The organism is Anaerotignum neopropionicum (genome assembly GCF_001571775.1).
Lineage (GTDB): Bacteria > Bacillota > Clostridia > Lachnospirales > Anaerotignaceae > Chakrabartyella > Chakrabartyella neopropionicum.
This window is the reverse complement of sequence record NZ_LRVM01000001.1, coordinates 447,394-464,628: the sequence shown is the minus strand read 5'-3', so window position 1 is coordinate 464,628 and position 17,235 is coordinate 447,394. Positions and strand designations below refer to the sequence as shown.

Annotated in this window: 20 protein-coding genes; 10 read left to right on the top strand and 10 right to left on the bottom strand. The window is 42.8% G+C overall.

Annotated elements, in window-relative coordinates:
- Window positions 1-6: 6 nt before the first annotated feature.
- The 5 genes from CLNEO_RS02215 to dapD form a co-directional block, all read right to left on the bottom strand.
- Window positions 7-1,020 carry a rhomboid family intramembrane serine protease gene (locus CLNEO_RS02215; RefSeq protein WP_066083764.1) on the bottom strand — a complete coding sequence of 338 codons (1,014 nt, stop codon included), beginning with the start codon at window positions 1,018-1,020 and terminating at the stop codon, window positions 7-9.
- 227 nt (window positions 1,021-1,247) lie between these two features.
- Entirely contained in the window at window positions 1,248-1,490 is a 243-nt protein-coding gene (locus CLNEO_RS02210; protein ID WP_066083762.1) for a pro-sigmaK processing inhibitor BofA family protein, read from the bottom strand.
- Window positions 1,491-1,515: 25 nt separating this feature from the next.
- Window positions 1,516-1,755 carry a DUF2508 family protein gene (locus CLNEO_RS02205; RefSeq protein ID WP_066083761.1) on the bottom strand — a complete coding sequence of 80 codons (240 nt, stop codon included), beginning with the start codon at window positions 1,753-1,755 and terminating at the stop codon, window positions 1,516-1,518.
- Window positions 1,756-1,966: 211 nt separating this feature from the next.
- Window positions 1,967-2,395, bottom strand: coding sequence for an immunoglobulin-like domain-containing protein (locus CLNEO_RS02200; RefSeq protein WP_066083759.1), 429 nt, complete (start codon window positions 2,393-2,395; stop codon window positions 1,967-1,969).
- Window positions 2,396-2,526: 131 nt separating this feature from the next.
- The gene (dapD, locus tag CLNEO_RS02195) at window positions 2,527-3,237 is read right to left on the bottom strand and encodes a 2,3,4,5-tetrahydropyridine-2,6-dicarboxylate N-acetyltransferase (RefSeq protein ID WP_066083758.1); all 711 of its coding nucleotides are present in this window, start codon (window positions 3,235-3,237) and stop codon (window positions 2,527-2,529) included.
- Between the two features lie 123 nt (window positions 3,238-3,360).
- Between dapD and CLNEO_RS02190 the strand changes: the two genes are divergently transcribed.
- From CLNEO_RS02190 to CLNEO_RS02170, 6 genes are all read left to right on the top strand, one after another.
- Window positions 3,361-4,509, top strand: a complete 1,149-nt coding sequence (locus CLNEO_RS02190) for a M20 metallopeptidase family protein (RefSeq protein WP_201032840.1) — start codon at window positions 3,361-3,363, stop codon at window positions 4,507-4,509.
- A gap of 249 nt (window positions 4,510-4,758) precedes the next feature.
- The gene (locus tag CLNEO_RS15660) at window positions 4,759-4,959 is read left to right on the top strand and encodes a hypothetical protein (protein WP_157723447.1); all 201 of its coding nucleotides are present in this window, start codon (window positions 4,759-4,761) and stop codon (window positions 4,957-4,959) included.
- A 118-nt stretch (window positions 4,960-5,077) separates the two neighbouring features.
- Window positions 5,078-5,557 carry a MarR family winged helix-turn-helix transcriptional regulator gene (locus tag CLNEO_RS02185; RefSeq protein WP_066083753.1) on the top strand — a complete coding sequence of 160 codons (480 nt, stop codon included), beginning with the start codon at window positions 5,078-5,080 and terminating at the stop codon, window positions 5,555-5,557.
- The gene (locus tag CLNEO_RS02180) at window positions 5,554-6,663 is read left to right on the top strand and encodes an efflux RND transporter periplasmic adaptor subunit (RefSeq protein ID WP_066083750.1); all 1,110 of its coding nucleotides are present in this window, start codon (window positions 5,554-5,556) and stop codon (window positions 6,661-6,663) included. The genes CLNEO_RS02185 and CLNEO_RS02180 overlap by 4 nt, the downstream gene beginning before the upstream one ends.
- 3 nt (window positions 6,664-6,666) lie before the next feature.
- The gene (locus CLNEO_RS02175; protein WP_066083748.1) at window positions 6,667-9,786 is read left to right on the top strand and encodes an efflux RND transporter permease subunit; all 3,120 of its coding nucleotides are present in this window, start codon (window positions 6,667-6,669) and stop codon (window positions 9,784-9,786) included.
- A 128-nt stretch (window positions 9,787-9,914) separates the two neighbouring features.
- Window positions 9,915-10,637 (top strand): MBL fold metallo-hydrolase, encoded by a 723-nt coding sequence (locus CLNEO_RS02170; protein WP_066083747.1) that lies wholly within the window; start codon window positions 9,915-9,917, stop codon window positions 10,635-10,637.
- A gap of 154 nt (window positions 10,638-10,791) precedes the next feature.
- Here the strand turns inward: CLNEO_RS02170 and CLNEO_RS02165 are convergent, their stop codons facing one another.
- Window positions 10,792-11,832, bottom strand: coding sequence for a stalk domain-containing protein (locus CLNEO_RS02165; RefSeq protein ID WP_066083746.1), 1,041 nt, complete (start codon window positions 11,830-11,832; stop codon window positions 10,792-10,794).
- Between the two features lie 15 nt (window positions 11,833-11,847).
- Entirely contained in the window at window positions 11,848-12,366 is a 519-nt protein-coding gene (locus tag CLNEO_RS02160; RefSeq protein WP_066083743.1) for a C-GCAxxG-C-C family protein, read from the bottom strand.
- A 121-nt stretch (window positions 12,367-12,487) separates the two neighbouring features.
- Between CLNEO_RS02160 and CLNEO_RS02155 the strand changes: the two genes are divergently transcribed.
- From CLNEO_RS02155 to CLNEO_RS02145, 3 genes are read left to right on the top strand one after another with little or no spacing between them, the layout of a single operon-like run.
- On the top strand, window positions 12,488-12,688 hold the full coding sequence (locus CLNEO_RS02155) for a 4Fe-4S binding protein (RefSeq protein ID WP_066083742.1): 201 nt from the start codon (window positions 12,488-12,490) through the stop codon (window positions 12,686-12,688).
- A 1-nt stretch (window position 12,689) separates the two neighbouring features.
- Window positions 12,690-12,890 carry a 4Fe-4S binding protein gene (locus tag CLNEO_RS02150; protein WP_066083741.1) on the top strand — a complete coding sequence of 67 codons (201 nt, stop codon included), beginning with the start codon at window positions 12,690-12,692 and terminating at the stop codon, window positions 12,888-12,890.
- Window positions 12,883-13,455, top strand: a complete 573-nt coding sequence (locus CLNEO_RS02145; RefSeq protein ID WP_066083739.1) for a 4Fe-4S binding protein — start codon at window positions 12,883-12,885, stop codon at window positions 13,453-13,455. The genes CLNEO_RS02150 and CLNEO_RS02145 overlap by 8 nt, the downstream gene beginning before the upstream one ends.
- A gap of 49 nt (window positions 13,456-13,504) precedes the next feature.
- On the opposite strand, the gene CLNEO_RS02140 is transcribed toward CLNEO_RS02145, so the two are convergent.
- Window positions 13,505-14,164 carry a Crp/Fnr family transcriptional regulator gene (locus tag CLNEO_RS02140; RefSeq protein WP_066083738.1) on the bottom strand — a complete coding sequence of 220 codons (660 nt, stop codon included), beginning with the start codon at window positions 14,162-14,164 and terminating at the stop codon, window positions 13,505-13,507.
- 144 nt (window positions 14,165-14,308) lie between these two features.
- On the opposite strand from CLNEO_RS02140, the gene CLNEO_RS02135 reads away from it, so the two are divergent.
- Window positions 14,309-14,674, top strand: a complete 366-nt coding sequence (locus CLNEO_RS02135; protein ID WP_066083735.1) for a hypothetical protein — start codon at window positions 14,309-14,311, stop codon at window positions 14,672-14,674.
- A 322-nt stretch (window positions 14,675-14,996) separates the two neighbouring features.
- Here CLNEO_RS02135 and CLNEO_RS02125 read toward each other — a convergent pair whose 3' ends face one another.
- A complete protein-coding gene (locus tag CLNEO_RS02125; RefSeq protein WP_066083730.1) occupies window positions 14,997-16,259 on the bottom strand; it encodes a sensor histidine kinase in 1,263 nt (420 codons plus the stop codon).
- Entirely contained in the window at window positions 16,256-16,930 is a 675-nt protein-coding gene (locus CLNEO_RS02120) for a response regulator transcription factor (protein WP_066083726.1), read from the bottom strand. The genes CLNEO_RS02125 and CLNEO_RS02120 overlap by 4 nt, the downstream gene beginning before the upstream one ends.
- Between the last annotated feature and the right edge of the window lie 305 nt (window positions 16,931-17,235).

The window sequence follows — 17,235 nt, the reverse complement described above, 5'->3', positions numbered from 1 at the left end:
AACTCCTTATTTTTTACTATCATATCTGCGATAAATTAAGAATACCAGAATTCCACTAAGAAAACCACCAATATGGGCAAAATTATCCACGCCCATATCCAAAAAACCAAAACCTATGGAGGTAAAGGCCAAAAGCAGCATAGTGGCATAATTCATCCCCGTGTATCGAGGACCGTTTTTCTTCGTCAGCACCAGCATTGCCCCCAACACGCCATAAATGGCCCCCGACGCCCCTATGGCTAACACATCGTGAAACAGTATGCTGCAAATTCCACCACAAAGACCAGAAATCAAATACAAACCCAAAAAACGCCAATTCCCAAAGATATACTCCGCCTTAACGCCAAAATAATATAAGAAAATGCCGTTTGAAGCCAAATGAAGCAGGCCGCTGTGTAAAAACATTGAAGTGAAAAAACGGTAATATTCCCCCTTCAAAACGCCCCCTCGGCTAATTCCAAAGACCTGTATTATGGCATCACCGTTTCCGGAAAACATAGTAACTGCAAGGAGCAACGCACACACCACAAAAATTGTTAAGCATGCCCACGGCTTTCCGCTTTTCATGACAGGCGTAAGGGGCGTTTCCACAGCCTCCCCCGCCCTAGCCAGGGACAATAAGCGTTCTATTCCAAAAAGGCGGTTTGGCTCTCCTTCTCCGGCAAAAACCTTATTTTCCTGCAGGGAATAACGCCAGTTTACGCCATGAATCCGCGCATCTGTAAAAACCAGGGGGGGCTCATCCCCGTCCTCCTCTGCCAATAGTATTCCCAAGGCGATCAGATGATTACAGCGCATCTCCTCCAATACCGCCGACATCTGTTTGGTATAGGCAGTGAAAAGCGCCGTTGTTTTTTGCTGGGTTTCTTTGTCAAACACACCTAAAATATATAACACAGGGTTTTCCATACGGATATAAACTCCCGGTATTTTATCCCCATTGGGATCCTTTACTTGCAAAAAGCTGTGGGCCAATAATTGCTCATGAAATTTTTCTATAAAATTAATTAAGTTATCCACAATTTTCACCTACTTTTTTATGAAAAAACTCACTGCAGCGCAGTGAGTTTCTCTTAGATAAGAAATGGGGTTAAATCCTATCGTTTTAAGGATTTTAATTGCAAAAATTTGTAAATAACCAAGATTTGTACACAGGGAAGATTTGATTATCCACAGCATTATCCACAATATTATCCACAAACGAATATAGCACATTTTAATTCAATTGTCAAACAATAACAGTTGATTTATAGAAAAAAACTTAAAAAAAGTAATCCCACAAAGCCAGGTGCCCCCAAAAGCCCCACTGTACATAGTGTTGCAGGGTTCACCCCTACCTGTAATCCAAACCGATTGCAAAGCCAAAGGCAGGCTCCCCCAAGTGCAGCAGAAAGTATAAAGCGAAGTACAAGCCTTAATGGCTTTGCCAATGTGGCCAATGCTAAAATAAGCAGACAGCTAATAATCATAATTGCTAACACTTTTGTCATTTTTTCTTCCCCCTCTTGCGTTTTTTCAGCCTATCTTTCGGAAAGGCATTGTCAACCCCATTTCCTTTGCCGTTTTTAAAAAAAAGTCGTATTTTTTTTGCAAAGCAGTAATTTCGAAAATATAGCTGTCAACCAAAGCCTCATCTGTCGCCGCTTCAAAGCCTTGTCTGGCGCAGATGAGCCTTGTCTGAATTTCCTGAATGGCAAGGAGTAATTTTTCTCCTTCCGTAAGCATACTGTATTTATTTTGTTTCCTTTTGTTCATCCGCTTGCCTCCTTCCTATTACCCTAAATATAAGCAAAAAAAATGAATTTTATTCCAATGGCAATTTGATTTCAAAAAAAAAGAAGCATTTTCCCCTCTCCCAAGCTAAAAATACGTCTTGGAAATCGTTGAACCATGCTTCCTTAATCATGAAATTATGCTATATTTTTTGTTTTGGAAATGAGGTTATCCTCCATAAAAAGATGCCTTGTTAAATCCCCGTAATTTCAACTGCAACAGCGCTGCCATTGACCAGAATAATCAAGCGATATTGTGTACCTTTTACCGTACTTCCGCAGAAGGTTTTCCAGACATAGCTTAATTCAACCTCCTGACCCGCTTCCAGTGTAGCTGCTTCTTCACTCCAGTTGGCCTGGGCTGTTCCCGTAAATTCCACCCATTGCCCATCCTTCAGCTGCTCAAAATGATATTCATGGGCACTGTAATTGATTGGCCCTTCCGTATTATTGGTCAAAATAAAGGTTGCGCCGGAGCTTTTTAGGGTTCCCTCCTTTAAAACAAAGGAAATTCCATCCTCCACATTTACCTCCGTATAGACAGTTCCCCCATTTTCCCCACTGCCACACGCCGTTAAAAAAATCAAAAAAACCGAAACTAAAAAAACCAAACCTTTTCTCATTTTCTTCTTTCCTTTCCACTCCTGTTTTTTCCCACACAAAAGGAATCTATGCATATGGTAGCACAGCCCTTAGTATCTTGCAAGCAATGAAAAAAGGCCTGGCAAAACATTTTCACCAAGCCAATCATCCTTTATTTTCTTAAATCATCCAAAATCTGGGTTTTGCTTTCCGTCTTTTCGTCCTTCATCTTCACAATTTTTGCAGGAGAGCCGGCTACCACAGCACCCTCAGGTACATCCTCCGTCACAATGGCACCTGCCGCAACAACGGCATTTGCACCAATCTGAACCCCCTCCAAAACAACGGCATTTGCACCGATTAATGCTCCATCGCCAACAACAACAGGGGTTGCGCTAGGCGGCTCCAAAACACCTGCCAAAACGGCCCCGGCACCAATATGCGCATTTTTACCTACGGTGGCTCTTGCCCCCAAAACGGCATTCATGTCAATCATAGTACCATCGCCGATTTCCGCGCCGATATTGATGACAGCCCCCATCATTACAACGGCATTTTTTCCAATTTTTACCCGATCACGAATAAAACAGCCCGGCTCAATGCGCGCTTCCAAATTGGTAATATCCAGCATTGGTACGGCGGAATTTCTTCTATCATATTCCATATGATATTCCTGAATGTCTGCGGCTTTTTCCTCTAAAACCTCTTTTACCAAAGCAGCATCACCCAGCATAATCCAGAAGCTTCCGTTACCAAAGAGCTTCACATTTTCTTTTTTCACACCACTTAAATCGCCATTTACATAAACCTTTACAGGTGTAACCTTCTTTGCATCCTTAATATATTTTGCGATCTCATAAGGATTTGTCATATCGTAGTTCATTTTTGTTCCTCCATTCATGTTAATATAATTACCTATTATATATGAAAAAATAATATTTTCCAAGGTCGTCGGGCGTATTTTGTGATACAATGGTAAAAATTATTATAAAAAGGAGGGATTTCTTTGCGAAAAGCTATTTTAAATATGGAGCAAGAGCTTAGACAAATTCGTCGGGACTTACACCGGATTCCCGAATTAGGGCTTTCGGAGCATAAAACCGCCGCTTACATAGAAAATATGCTGCATACACTGGGCGTTGACGAAGTGGAGCGCTGCCTTGAAACTGGGGTAATCGGCTTAATTAGGGGAAAGGGAACGGAAAAACCCATTGCCTTTCGTGCCGATATGGATGCACTGACTGTGCAGGAGCCACCCCGGCCATATGCCTCCTGCCACGAGGGCTTGATGCATGCCTGCGGCCATGACGGCCATATGACCATTCTCCTTGGCTTTGCAAAATACCTTATGGCACAAAAGGAGCGTCCCAAAGGGGATGTGGTTTTGATTTTTCAGCCGGCAGAGGAAGGCCCCGGCGGCGCAAGGCTCATGGTTGAAGCAGGAATCATTGAAAAATACAACATTTCCAAGGTCATTGGCTGCCACATTTTTCCCGATGTTCCCCAAGGGAAAATTGCCTGCAGAGCGGGCGGGATGATGGCACGAAACGGAGAGGTTTCTGTGCGTATTCTTGGCAAAAGCTCCCACGGAGCACAACCTCATCTGGGGGCAGATGCGCTTTTGGCGGCGGGAGCAGTAATTAATGGCCTGCACACCATTTTATCCCGCAATATTTCTCCCTTGGAGAGCGGAATTTTATCCTTTGGCTCCATTCACGGCGGCGAGGCTTGCAATATCGTTGCAAAGGAGGTTTGCATCGAGGGTACCATGCGCGCTTTTTCCGACGAAGTCTATGAAAAAATGGTGCAAAGGATAGAGGCAGCCGTTAAATTCATTGCCGAAGGCTATGGCTGTGAGGGTGTTGTTGCCTTTCGCCATATGTACCGTGTGGTAAACAACGATGCCGTCTTGGTTCATGCCTTGGAAAAGGCCTGCGGCGACAGCTATCTGACAACACCGCCCTATATGCTTGCCGAAGATTTTTCCTTTTTTCAACAAGCAGTGCCCGGTTTATTTTTCTTTTTGGGCGCAGGAAATGAAGAAAAGGGCTTTATCCACCCTCTGCACAGCGGGGATTTTGATTTTGACGAAAAAATACTGTGCTTTGGCGTTGAAACCTATATGAATTTGTTGTTGGCATTGGGACTGACATAAACCAGTGGTTTTAGAAGCACACAGGCGAAAAACCTTGGCTTTGACAAGCAAAAACTGATGTCCAACGAAATAAATTAATTTATAAAGCATAGAAAAATGCCTTAGCCTGTCAATAAAGTCAAACCCTTGAGGGCTTTCCCCTCAAACACCCACAAGGGTTTCACCCATTGACCCATCTAAAACCCCATGAATATGGGGTTTTAATAAAAGTTTTTGGTCTTGCTTTTTTCAAAAAGCAAGGGGGTTTGGGTGGCACCCAAGGCTTGTCATCAGTCTGCGTATTTTCTTCCTTGGAAAAATGCCTTTTCTCATGCTCCCCATCCAATTGCAGCTATAAAAATTTATAACATTATATTTTCTTGGACTTTTACCAACTTTGTATCATTCAAAAATACAAATTGCACCTTTCTATTTCATCAGTTTAATTTATGGCCTTTCTTCCCAGCTTAAAAACACATTAAAATCTTTAACAATTCTTAATAATTTTTTACCATAAATCGATTGACACTAAAATAGTTTTATCATAAAATTAGTTGCATCTTACAAGTGGAAAGAGGAGGAAGTTTTTATGTCCGATGTAAGCGGTCAAAAGATCGCTGAGCTTTTTTTTAGTCTAAAGGTGAATATCACCTTTTGGAGCAAGCTTCATTTGGAGCAGGTGTTTAGCATAAATGGGAAAGGAGAGGTAGGAAAATTAACAATGCAGCAATTTCATTTCCTCCTTTGTATTCGAGATTTAGGCATAAATACCGTTTCCCAAATTTCAAATTCTTTTTGCCTTAGCAAAAGCAGTACGTCCCTAAGCATTGCAAAGCTAGTAAAAAAAGGCTATTTAGAAAAAGAATTGCCTTCCAATGATGATGACGGTCGAAAAATTTACTTCCGTTTAACCGATAAGGCAAATGCTACTGTGGATGCTACCCAAAATGCCCTCATGAACATTACCAGCAGCTACTTTGATTCGTTTGATGATGAAACGAAACAGACCTTATATCATCACCTAAGTGCAATCAATCAATTAATCATATCAGGAGGAACCTTAAAATGAACCAAAAGCTAATTGTTTTAAGTCTTTGTACTGTTCTTTTGGCGGGCTGCGCCAATGGGGCAAGCGAAGAAGAAACACCTGTATTACGTAGTGTTGAAGTCGCCGCCGTTGGAATAGACTCAATTTCCAATGCGTTCTCTTATTCAGGAAAGGCTGCCGCAGTAAAAGAGATTTCCGTTGTTACCACCGTTGCTGGCAAAGTCATGTCCTACAACTTTGAGGTTGGCGATACTGTAAGAGAAAATCAAGTTCTTTTTACCGTTGATTCCTCCAATTTGACCGACCAGCTGCGCAGTTCCGAAGCAAACTATAAGGCTTCAGCCCTTAGCCTTGAAAATGCAGAAAAAATCTATAACAACAACCAAGTGCTTTTGGAACAAGGCATTATTTCCAAAAACGAAATGGATCAAATTAAGCTGTCCTATGATTCTGCAAAGGCAAGTATGGAAGCGTTGGATATCAGCTTGGATGTTTTGAAAAAACAAATCGGCGATTGCACCGTCACCTCACCAATGAGCGGTGTTATTGTGCAAAGAAATGTGGAGCGCGGCAGCTTTATCAGCCAGGCTACCCCCGCTTATGTCATTATGGATCTTTCTACAATTAAAGTTGAGGTGGGTGTTTCCGAACAGGCAGTAAATTCCATTCACGTTGGAGATGAAGTGCAAGTATCCATGAGCGCCGTTTCTGACACTCCGTTGATTGGAAAGGTTTCTACCATAAGTCCTGCCTCCGGTCAAGCAGGTACATATTCTGTGAAGGTTGAGCTTAACAACAAGGATGGAAGCATTAAAGCCGGCATGCTGGCTGATGTCAGCTTTACAAAGGAAAAGGCGGAGGCCGTTGTGGTATTGCCAAGAAGCGCAGTCCTCACGAAAAATGATGAAACCTATGTTTATGTTGTTGAGGGTGATATTGCAAAGAAAACCCTGGTAACCACCGGAATTGATACGGGAGAAACCATTGAAATCACCTCCGATTTGCCTGCTGGCACACTGGTAGTTACCCGCGGTCAAACCTACATTTCCGACGGCGAACAGGTCGCCCTTCAAGACCCGGCCGCTTCAGCAGAAAGCTCCTCAGAAAATACGGCAAAGGGGGAATAAATTATGTTTTCCAGAATCTCCATACGCCGACCTGTCACCACAATCATGGTGACGCTGATGGTATTTATTGCAGGTATTGTGGCTTATACCAGCCTAAATCTGTCCTTAATGCCTAACGTTGACATTCCCGTTGTGCTGGTGAGTACCTCTTATGTAGGCGCAGGCCCCGAAGAAATTGAAAACATTGTTTCCAAGCCTTTGGAAAATGCCCTTGGCACAGTAAACAACGTGGATACCGTAACCTCCATATCCAATTCCGACACTTCGTTAATCATCGTTCAATTTGTGGACGGTACGGATATTGACATGGCCTCCCTAGATTTACGAGATGTACTAGACCGAGCAAAATATTCTTTACCTGACGATGTTAACGATCCTATTATCTTTAAAATAGATATGAACGCCATCCCCATTTATTTAGGGGTTACCGCCGATCATCTTGACTTAAAGGAGCTTAACGACCTGTTGGAAGACAATATTATGCCCCGCTTGGAGCGTATTGAAGGTGTTGCCTCTATTGATTCCTACGGCGGCATTGAAAAAGAAGTGGCTATTACCATTGATCCAACGAAGCTTGCCGGATACAATTTGAACATCAGCGCTCTTTCTCAAGTTTTAGCCGCAGAAAATATGAACCTTCCCTCCGGCACCCTTTCCCAAGGGGAAACCAAGCTGCAGGTGCGTACCATGGGACAATTCTCCTCTGTTGATGAAATCAGGGATCTGCCCATTGCCACACCCTCCGGCGCAATTATTCAGCTAAGCGATGTGGCAACCGTTGTGGAAACGGAAAAGGACGAAGAATCCATCTCCTATGTCAACAATCAAAAGGGTATGCTGATTGCAGTAAACAAGCAGTCTACGGCAAATTTAGTTAAAACAAGCGATAAGATTGAAAAAGAATTAAATAAAATTTCAAAGGAATATCCTGATCTAAAGATCAGCATTGTCATGGATACCTCAGACTATATTAAGGACTCCATTTCAAACGTAACCCAAACCGCATTCCTGAGTGCCCTGATTGCATTCTTTGTACTGATGTTATTCTTAAAAAATCCTGTTACCTCGGGAATTATTGCCGTATCCATTCCCACATCAATCTTAAGCACCTTTGCCTTGATGTATTTGGCGGGTATGTCCTTAAATATCATCTCCATGGGCGGTGTCGCCATCGGTATTGGTATGCTGGTTGACAACTCTATTGTTGTTTTAGACAGCATTTACCAATATTATGAACGGGGCTATTCACCAAAGGAAGCAGCGGAAATCGGTGCAAAAGAAGTTACCATGGCAATTACCGCTTCTACCTTAACAACAGTTGCGGTATTCTTACCCATTGCTTTCACCAAAGGCTCCGTCGGACAGCTTTTGCAAAACCTATCCTTCTCGGTTACCTTTGCCCTGTTATCCTCCCTTGTAGTTGCCATTACCTTCGTTCCCATGGCAAGTGCTTTAATGCTGCAAAAGGATAAGAAAACAAAATTACGAAAATACAAAAAATTCTCCGCCGGCCTTGTTCTGTGGGATAAAATTTTAGATTACATCACCCAAATATATGACCATCTCCTACGTTGGGCTTTGGCAAACCGTAAAAAAACGGTTCTCCTCATTCTGCTCGTCTTTATTGGCAGTTTGGCTACGGTACCCATGACGGGAATGGACTTTATGGAGGAAATGGATGAAGGTACAGCTAATATTTCCATTACCCTGCCCAACGGCACTTCCCTGGATACCACAGAGGAGGTTGTTTTGGAGGCCCTTTATCGCCTGCAAACCATACCTGAGGCAGAAACGGTTTATGCCAATATCGGTTCTGACTCCATGTCCAGCAATAGCGCAGCCGCAAGTATTTATATGAATTTGGTATCCAAAAACCAGCGCAGCCGCAGTACCTCAGAGGTTTGTGAGGAAATCAAAACGCTATTGGGTAATATTCCGGGAATGGAACTTTCCGTATCCGCATCCCAATCGGCAATGGGCAGTAGCAGCAGTGCCGATGTAACCTTTAATGTTTACGGCTATGACAATAATGTTTTGATGGACGTAGAGAACGATATTGTGGAACTTATCAGCAATATTAATGGCTTTAGCGATGTGGAAGGCTCAACGGGCACCACCGTTCCCGAAGCAAGAGTTGTAATTGATCGAAGCAAGGCCTCCCATTATGGTATTACCACCGCTGCCATTGCCAATACTTTAAGCACGGCAATCTCCGGAACCACGGCAACCAAATATAAGGTGGACGGCAACGAGTTGGATGTGGTATTGCGCTACGATACAACACAGCTGAATTATCTGGCGGACTTAAATAACCTAACGGTCACATCAGCAAGCGGTTCTCAAATTCCTCTTACTGACGTTGCCAACGTAGAAATCAGCGAAAGCGCAACCTCTATTACTCGCGAAAACCAAAAGAATTATATTACAATCAGTGCCAACACTAAGGATATGAGCGCAAGCGAGGCACAAAAATTGATTGATGGAGCCATGGCTTCTTATAATTTCCCTGATGGTTGCAGCTACGCTTATTCCGGCAACATGGAAATGATGATGGATTCCTTTAGAAGCTTAATGCTCTGTATGATAATTGGGGTGCTTTTGGTTTACATGATTATGGCTTCCCAGTTTGAATCCCTGCGTTATCCTTTTATCGTTATGTTTTCCATGCCTTTGGCAATTACCGGCGGTATTTTGGGTCTGTTCCTTACAGGGCATACCATAACAACGCCAGCCTTTATGGGCTTTGTCATGCTCATCGGTATGGTTGTTAATAACGGTATCGTATTAGTAGATTATGCAAATCAGCTGATGGGCCGCGGCTTAAGCTGCTATGATGCTTTGGTAACGGCAGGACCCAGACGTTTGCGCCCCATTTTAATGACCACCTTGACTACCATTTTGGGTATGCTTCCTATGGCATTAAGCATGAGAGAAGGCGGCGAAATGATGAAAAGCTTGGCCATCGGTGTTATTTTCGGCCTCGCCTTTTCCACCGTTGTAACCCTTGTGTTTATTCCCATTATTTACATATGGATGAATGAAAGAAAAGAGCGGAAAAAACAAAAGAAAGAAGCACGAAAAGAGAAAAAGGCATTAAAAGCACAAAAAAAAGCAACGGTATAACATAATTAAAATTTTGTATTGCTTTTTCCTATGTAAAAACGATATACTTAAGTAAGCATGGAAGTACCGTTTATTGATAAAATAAGCGGTACTTTGCTATGTTAAGTTGCCAAGAAAGGAAACGCACAATGAAGCTTACAAAAATATCAGAACATATTTATTATATGGAGCATGATCCTGAAACCGACCGCCCCGCCTTGGGCTATGTGAAAGGGGAAAAAGGAGGTTTTATGATGGATGCAGGCAATTCCTCTGCCCATCATCATCACTTCATAGAAAAATTGCAGGAAAATCAGCTTCCGCCTCCCCGCTATCTTTCTATAACCCATGCCCATTGGGATCATAGCTTTGGTCTTTGGGCAACCAATGCGGCGACCATTGCCGGAGGAAAAACCAATAAAGAGCTGGAGAAAATGTCCCATTGGGCGTGGGATGATGAAGCCATGGAAAAACGCCTGAAAACAGGGGAGGATTCCCTTTTTGCCCACACCCATATTTGCAAGGAATATACCCACCGCAGCGACATTAAAGTAAAAACGGCGGAAATCAGCTTTAATGGCTCCATGACCATTGATCTGGGGGACATTACCTGTATATTAAGAGAAATTGTTTCGCCCCACTGTCGGGATTCTGTGGTATTTATCATTCCTCAAGATAGCGTCATCTTTCTGGGGGACTCCTATTGCTCCGTTCCCCAAGGGGAGGAATGGGTTTATGATAAGGTTTTACTCACCGCATACATTGACGAATTGGAAAAAATCGACTTCCGCCTTGCCATCAAGGGACACCATCCCCCTCAAACTAAGGAGGAGCTTTTGGCTGAGCTTAAGGCAGAGTGGAAAAAGCTTTGAGCCTCAACGCAATAAGAAAAAAGCCTGTATTGCTTAAGATTTGCCTTGCAAATCCCCACAATACAGGCTTTTGTTTTATTCTTTTTGCAAAAATGGCCAGTGTTTCCATGCCGCCTGTAAAGGGGCGGGCTTCTATGCATTCAATAAAAATTCCCTAAAATTCATACTTCATGGTAAACGAAATAATTCCCGCTTCCTTGGGGGCAATGGTTTCCGGTGGCAAATAAAATGCAATACCATCTGCCGTCAAGTAAAACCCAACCTTATCCATGCACTTCTCCAAGCGCTTTTTTGCATCTGAATAAAAACCTGTGGGTTTTTCATCAATAAGTGTACCAAAGGAGGTACTCCAAAAAGCCTCTATCTCCTTTTGACTGTCATCTATGAGATCAGAAAGCTTTTGCTCCTTCCCGTTTTTAGCAGAGAAGGTATGGGACGAACAACTCCTCACTGTTTCACTTCCCCCGGTATACCCAGTGCTTGTTCCGTAAAAGGATACCAGGGCACTGTCCTCCCTCGTTATCTCATAGGAACCCACGGAATAATAGGGTGCAAAGGAATTGCCCGCTGCCTTTGCCCCTTCATAATCCTTTTTCGCTTTTGCACCATAAGTATTCACAAAATCTTTGGCAAGTTCTTCCGCTTCAGCCAAAAGGACTTTTTCCATTTGAGCCGCATACTGATTACTGCTTTGGGCAAGGGACATTTTATAGGATAAAACAACGGTACCATCCTCTGCCTCAACTGTGGTGGAATAGCTGTTTTGTGTTGCATCCTCTGCAGAGAAAATGGTTATCACATACCCAACGGAATCCCAATTCACCTCCGCATCAAAAGCCTCGGCAATGGCACGCACAGGCACCATAGTTCTGTCGTTCACAATTTGTGCAGGCACATCCATGCTATAGACGAGCTGTCCGTTTTTATAGAGCCCTGTTTGTCCAATAACCAAAACAAAGGAATCTCCGTCTTTTGTTGAAGTAACCGTTTTGGTAGGCTCATACCAGCTAACCTCACTGCCCAAGGCCTGAAAAATGGCACGCATGGGCACCAGCGTACGGTCATTTATAATGATAGGGGCTTGGTCAAAGGAAACCGCCTGACTATCCACATATACATTGATGGGCGGATGTGCAAATGCCGACGTTGCAAAGAGAAAACTTACCGTTAGTGCCATCAACAACCTCTTTTTCATGGTTTCACCTCTTTTTTAGCTTTCCCGTGCCAAAATTTCTTCCTCTTTTACCAGTTCCTCTGCCTTTAGGGCATATTTCATGGCTAAACCGCCGCAATAGCCGATAATTTCCATGCAATTTTTCTTTCTTGCCTTTCCTTCAAACTCGCCCAGTGGAGATGAAAGCTCCTTACAAATTAAGGTTCCATAGTGATCCTCAATTTCCTCCACCATTTCCCCCACCAGAGAATAAACGCCTTTTAGCTCTAAAATTCTCTCTCTCACCGTTTCTTTTGCAAAGGGATCCTTTCTGCCGATCACACTGCTCAACGCCATAACCGCCCCAGTGATTGCACCGCAGGTATTTTTTGTTTCCCCCATGCCCGAGCCAAAACCCGTTGCCAGCGCCATGCATTCCCTTGGCATATCCTTATTGTAGATATCCAAAAAGGTACACATAATGCATTCTGTGCAATTTAGCCCCTGGCGAAAATAGTTACTGCTATTTTGCGTTGCCTGCTCCACCAGCGTCAACTCGTTTTGTTCTTCACTCATGAAAAAGCCTCCTATCCATATTTTTCATTCGTAACAAAGTTACGGAATCTCTCATGCGTCTTATGTTATTATCATACCATAAAAACACAAAACCCGCTTTATTTTTGAAAGGAATTATGATATGAAAAAAATAGTAAAAATTGATATTAATCGATGTCCCCAAAACCACCGCTGCCCCTCTGTACGGGCTTGTCCTGTGGGGGCTTTGACCCAAAAAAACATTTTTTCCGCCCCCGTTGTTCATGAGGACAATTGCATCGGCTGCGGTAGATGCGCTATGGTTTGTCCCAAAAAAGCTTTATTTATGACACAGGAGGTTTGATATGAAAAAAATTGCAACCTTAGCGGCAAATGCTTGCGTATCCTGCGGCTGCTGCGAAAAGTCTTGTCCGAAAAATGCCATTGCCGTTTATAACGGCATCTTCGCCAAGGTAGAAAAGTCCCTTTGCATTGGCTGTGGGCTGTGTGTGAAAGCCTGTCCCGCAGATATCATTTCGTTAAAGGAGGTTCCACCCATTGACTAAGAAAAAAAATTGGTACGACTATCTATGGATTGCTTCTTTACTCTATATCTTCCTAGGTTTTTTTAATATCTTGTTTGCATGGCTTGGGTTGATTTGCTTTTTTATTCCCCTCATTATGTCCCTGACCGGCGGCAAAAAAGGCTATTGCAACCGTTATTGCGGCAGAGGTCAGCTTCTTTCTATCTTAGGAAAGCGGTTCTCAAAAAATCTGCCCATTCCCAAATGGCTTTACAGCAAATGGTTCCGTTATGGATTTTTGGTATTTTTTCTCACCATGTTTGCCAATATGCTGTTTTCCACCTATTTGGTTTTCGCAGGCACCCATGGTTTACGAGAAACCATTACCCTACTTTGGAGCTTTTCTCTGCCTTGGCACTTCGCCGCCTCGGCTGCGCCGATTGCCGACTGGGTAAAGCAGTTTGCCTTTGGCTTTTACAGCCTTATGCTTACTTCAACCTTGCTAGGACTGGTGACCATGGTTTTATTCCGCCCCCGCAGCTGGTGCGTTTACTGCCCCATGGGGACGATGACACAGCTTGTATGTAAAGCAAAATATAAGGAGTAATTCTTTTATCCCCCTCCAAGGGTATCGTTGGCAGCAATGATACCCTGATTTATAAAATAGCATACAGCTCTTTTTTATCCAGCAAATGAATACAGCCACGTTCTACGGAAATTAGTTTTTTTTCCTTCATCCGCTTTAGCGTGCGGCTGACCGCTTCTCTGGCACTGCCGATGTTTTCTGCAATTTGCTCTTGGGTTAAATAAAGGGCGTCGCTTTTGCGCTGACTGCTTTCATCCAAAAGATAGGCTGCCAGACGCTGCTCTAAGTTCAAAAACATCATTTGCTGTACTCCTTCCACGAGAGAGGACATGCGCTCCATCATTAACTCTAGGGAGAAGTTTTTTACATAAATATTTTGCTGCTCTACATCGGCAAAAACCTCTGTGGGTACAAGTAAAAGGCGGCAGTCTGCACAGGCCTCCACCTCGACATCAAAAGTAATTTGGGACATGGCACAGGCCATAGTCAGCATACAAAACTCCCCCTCACGCAGGCGGAAAATTGTTGCTTTTTTTCCTTCCTCGGAAATCAAATAGGCCCGCACCGCACCCTCCAATACCTGCACCATACCTAAGGACCCTTTGATGGGGGTATAAATTAAATCACCTTCTTCAAACTCCAGAATTTTTATATTTTTTTGTAAATAATCTTTTTCGTTCTCTGTAAGATGGGGAAAAAAGGGCAGCCCTTCTATTGCATTGGGAAACATATATCCTCCTCCTTTTTTGGTGATACAATGGCTTCGCTTGCTTTGATTTTATGTTATTGTTTAAATATTGTCAAGGACACCTTCCTTGACGCAGCCCTTCCTTCATGCTAAAATCCAGCCATAACATAGACGGAGGTACAAAAGATGAAATCTGAATTAGCGCTTTTACAAAAACTACCCCTTTTTCGGGGAATTGCCCCCCAAGGGTTGGAAACTATGCTGGATTGCTTTTCGGGGGAATTTATTTCCTTGAAAAAGGGCGAAAAGCTATATGGCGAAAAAAACAGGGCGGTTTGCGTCATTTTGGGGGCAGCTTCCGGCCTAGAAATCGGGCGCATTGCCCCCATGGTCGCAAAGGACAGCCCTTTTTTGGCCACAGAGGATAGTCTTGTTTTGGTCATGGAGAGCCATATGCTCCTTTATCCTTGCTACGGCTGCTGCTTTTTCCATGCCCAATTATTGGAAAATATGCGAGAGGACGGTATTGATTTTCAAGCCTTTAACAAATAATTTTTTTTGGTTTTTTATGCTTTTTAAAAAAGCAAAACTTTCATTTATTTTATGAAAACCGAAGCCTTTCTATGCTCAATCCCTATGCGGGTGCGGATATAGTACAAAAGCACAGCCAAACCCGCTGTCTTGTTTATGTGCATATGGCTGTCAGCCCTCAATTTATCTCTCGGGTAATCTCCCTGGGCAATGGCGTTAAAATCATGGGTACTGGGGCGATGGGGAAATAATACAAAACCGGATACAGGAATTAAAGGTTCCATATTTATAGCAAAAAAGCATCCCCTTCGTTGTTTTGTACAACCAAAGAGATGCTTTTATTTTATCTTAATGTAATCGTAATTTCCAAGGTATCCTCATTTAATGCCATAATGGAAATTTTTCCTCTATGCTGCTCAACTATGGCGTTTGCAATGGAAAGACCTAAGCCATAGCCTCCCGTTTGCCTGCTTCTTGAGGCATCGGTGCGATAAAAACGCTGCAAAAGAATATTCATATTCCCAGTTTTCTCTAAATAAGCCTTATTTTTTATGGTTAGCTTCCCACCGGAAGAAAGTGCCACCTCAATAGGCGAATTTTCCTTTGAATGCTTCACGCTATTATCCAAAAGAATATAAATCAATTGGCGCAGCTGATCCTCATTCCCGTTTACCATTACCTTGGGGCAAATAGCCGCTTGAATGGTCTTGTCCTGTCCTTGGGCACAGGCCTCCATTTCATCGCAAACCTCTGTAATAATCTGGGAAAAATCAAGGCTTTCCATAGAAATTTGCACCTGTCCTTCCTCCATTTTTGCAAGGGTGGTCAGCTGATTGGTCAAGCGGGTAAGACGTTCTATCTGATGCTTTATGCTTTGTGTCCATTGGCTTTCCCCGTGTTCCATTTCTATGACCTCTGTGTTTGCATCGATAATAGACAAGGGTGTTTTCAATTCATGCCCCGCATTGGTGATAAAAGTTTTCTGCTTTTCATAGCTTTCCGTCATAGGCCGTACGGCTGTTTTTGAAAAAATAATAATCAAAAGGCAAACAGCAAAAAACCCTGCGCCGCCAACATAAATGCTGTTTAGCAAAAAGTTGTTCATAAAAAATAAGTCCTTAGTACAGTCTAGAAAAACAACCATCTTGCCCTCGTCCAGCTCTGTAATACAGTAGCGATAGGCACCCCAAAACCCTTTTGTCTTCCCCTTTTCCATCACAGAATTGGTCATCTGCGTTGCTTCCTCTATGGAGATTGCAGCAATGTTATTCAGGTTCATTCCCGTTTGCTCTAAATCCTCAGTTAATGTAACGGAAAAATATCGGGTTGAAAAAGGATCCTCCGGGGTAAAATCCATTCGCTTTGACGGAACAGGCTGACCTTCGGTTTCCGTCTTATTTTCCGGAATCGGCTGGCTTTTAGGCTTGTCCTTATGTACCTTAGGAAAAGTGCCGTTATTTTCTGCAATGACAGATAATGTTCTATCTGCATTATCCGTCATGTTGCTGTAATTCCAAACATTAATGCACACAAGAAAGGAAAAAAGTACGATAAATACACTTAAGGATGCAATTGCAATAAAGCGAAGCCTCAATTTTTTGCTCATGCTTTAACCTCCAGTGTATAGCCCAAATTTCTGGCAGATTTAATCTGCACATTTGCTCCTACCGTGTTTAAGCGTCGGCGCAAGTAGGAAATATAAACCCAAACCACACTCAGCTCCGCTTGGGTATCATAGCCCCAAATGCGTTCCAAAAAACGCTCCGCAGAAATCAACTGATTGAGATTCAGCATCATCAATTCCATCATTTGAAATTCCTTGCCCATTAGACGAAGCTGTCCCGCTTCGGTGGAAAGGACAAATGTGCTGCGATCCAGTGTTATATTTCCAAAGGTTAACTGATTATCTCCCCCAACCTCTGTTTTTCTGGTCATCGCCCGCAATCTAGCTATCAGCTCCTTCATGGCAAAGGGTTTTGTCAAATAATCATTTGCACCGCTGTCTAGCCCTAAAACCCGATCGTCCACCTCGGATTTGGCTGTAAGCATTAATACGGGAATAGGGTTCTTTCTCTCCCTCAGCTTTTTTAACACCGTCAGCCCATCCACTTTGGGCATCATAATATCTAATATCACGCCATCATAATTGTCCGCCTCCAAATAATCCAAGGCATCGGCCCCGTCATAAACAGCATCCACAGAAAAGCCGCTTCTTTGTAAAATGGTTACCAAAGCGTTAGAAAGCTCTTTTTCATCCTCGGCCAATAAAATACGCATGGGTTCTCACCTCCGGTTGGTAAATCTTAATCTTTTTTTCTATTGTAACATACTTCATTTTGAAAAAAAGACCTATCTGTATTAGCAATAGGTCTTTTTTAATCAATATTTTGAATAAGAGTAAAATATTGATGGGGGTCAAATACTTTGCTTACTCATAGTAACATTGAAAGCTTAAATGAAGTTAAAATTTTAATCTTTTTTAATTTACAACCATAATGCGTAGTTTTTAACTGCTTTATGTAACAAATTTTTTTATAAAATTCTTCCCTTGGTTCACAAATTTTGTGTGTCTATAAAGAATC

What these genes read in the sequence shown, in the direction of transcription:
- CLNEO_RS02120 (WP_066083726.1), bottom strand. Translation starts at nt 16,930, where the DNA reads ATGCGTATTTTATTGGCCGAGGATGAAAAAGAGCTTTCTAACGCTTTG.
- CLNEO_RS02125 (WP_066083730.1), bottom strand. Translation starts at nt 16,259, where the DNA reads ATGAGCAAAAAATTGAGGCTTCGCTTTATTGCAATTGCATCCTTAAGT.
- CLNEO_RS02160 (WP_066083743.1), bottom strand. Translation starts at nt 12,366, where the DNA reads ATGAGTGAAGAACAAAACGAGTTGACGCTGGTGGAGCAGGCAACGCAA.
- CLNEO_RS02165 (WP_066083746.1), bottom strand. Translation starts at nt 11,832, where the DNA reads ATGAAAAAGAGGTTGTTGATGGCACTAACGGTAAGTTTTCTCTTTGCA.
- CLNEO_RS02155 (WP_066083742.1), top strand. Translation starts at nt 12,488, where the DNA reads ATGAAAAAAATAGTAAAAATTGATATTAATCGATGTCCCCAAAACCAC.
- CLNEO_RS02205 (WP_066083761.1), bottom strand. Translation starts at nt 1,755, where the DNA reads ATGAACAAAAGGAAACAAAATAAATACAGTATGCTTACGGAAGGAGAA.
- CLNEO_RS02175 (WP_066083748.1), top strand. Translation starts at nt 6,667, where the DNA reads ATGTTTTCCAGAATCTCCATACGCCGACCTGTCACCACAATCATGGTG.
- CLNEO_RS02180 (WP_066083750.1), top strand. Translation starts at nt 5,554, where the DNA reads ATGAACCAAAAGCTAATTGTTTTAAGTCTTTGTACTGTTCTTTTGGCG.
- CLNEO_RS02150 (WP_066083741.1), top strand. Translation starts at nt 12,690, where the DNA reads ATGAAAAAAATTGCAACCTTAGCGGCAAATGCTTGCGTATCCTGCGGC.
- CLNEO_RS02170 (WP_066083747.1), top strand. Translation starts at nt 9,915, where the DNA reads ATGAAGCTTACAAAAATATCAGAACATATTTATTATATGGAGCATGAT.
- CLNEO_RS02140 (WP_066083738.1), bottom strand. Translation starts at nt 14,164, where the DNA reads ATGTTTCCCAATGCAATAGAAGGGCTGCCCTTTTTTCCCCATCTTACA.
- CLNEO_RS02185 (WP_066083753.1), top strand. Translation starts at nt 5,078, where the DNA reads ATGTCCGATGTAAGCGGTCAAAAGATCGCTGAGCTTTTTTTTAGTCTA.
- CLNEO_RS02210 (WP_066083762.1), bottom strand. Translation starts at nt 1,490, where the DNA reads ATGACAAAAGTGTTAGCAATTATGATTATTAGCTGTCTGCTTATTTTA.
- CLNEO_RS02135 (WP_066083735.1), top strand. Translation starts at nt 14,309, where the DNA reads ATGAAATCTGAATTAGCGCTTTTACAAAAACTACCCCTTTTTCGGGGA.
- dapD (WP_066083758.1), bottom strand. Translation starts at nt 3,237, where the DNA reads ATGAACTACGATATGACAAATCCTTATGAGATCGCAAAATATATTAAG.
- CLNEO_RS02200 (WP_066083759.1), bottom strand. Translation starts at nt 2,395, where the DNA reads ATGAGAAAAGGTTTGGTTTTTTTAGTTTCGGTTTTTTTGATTTTTTTA.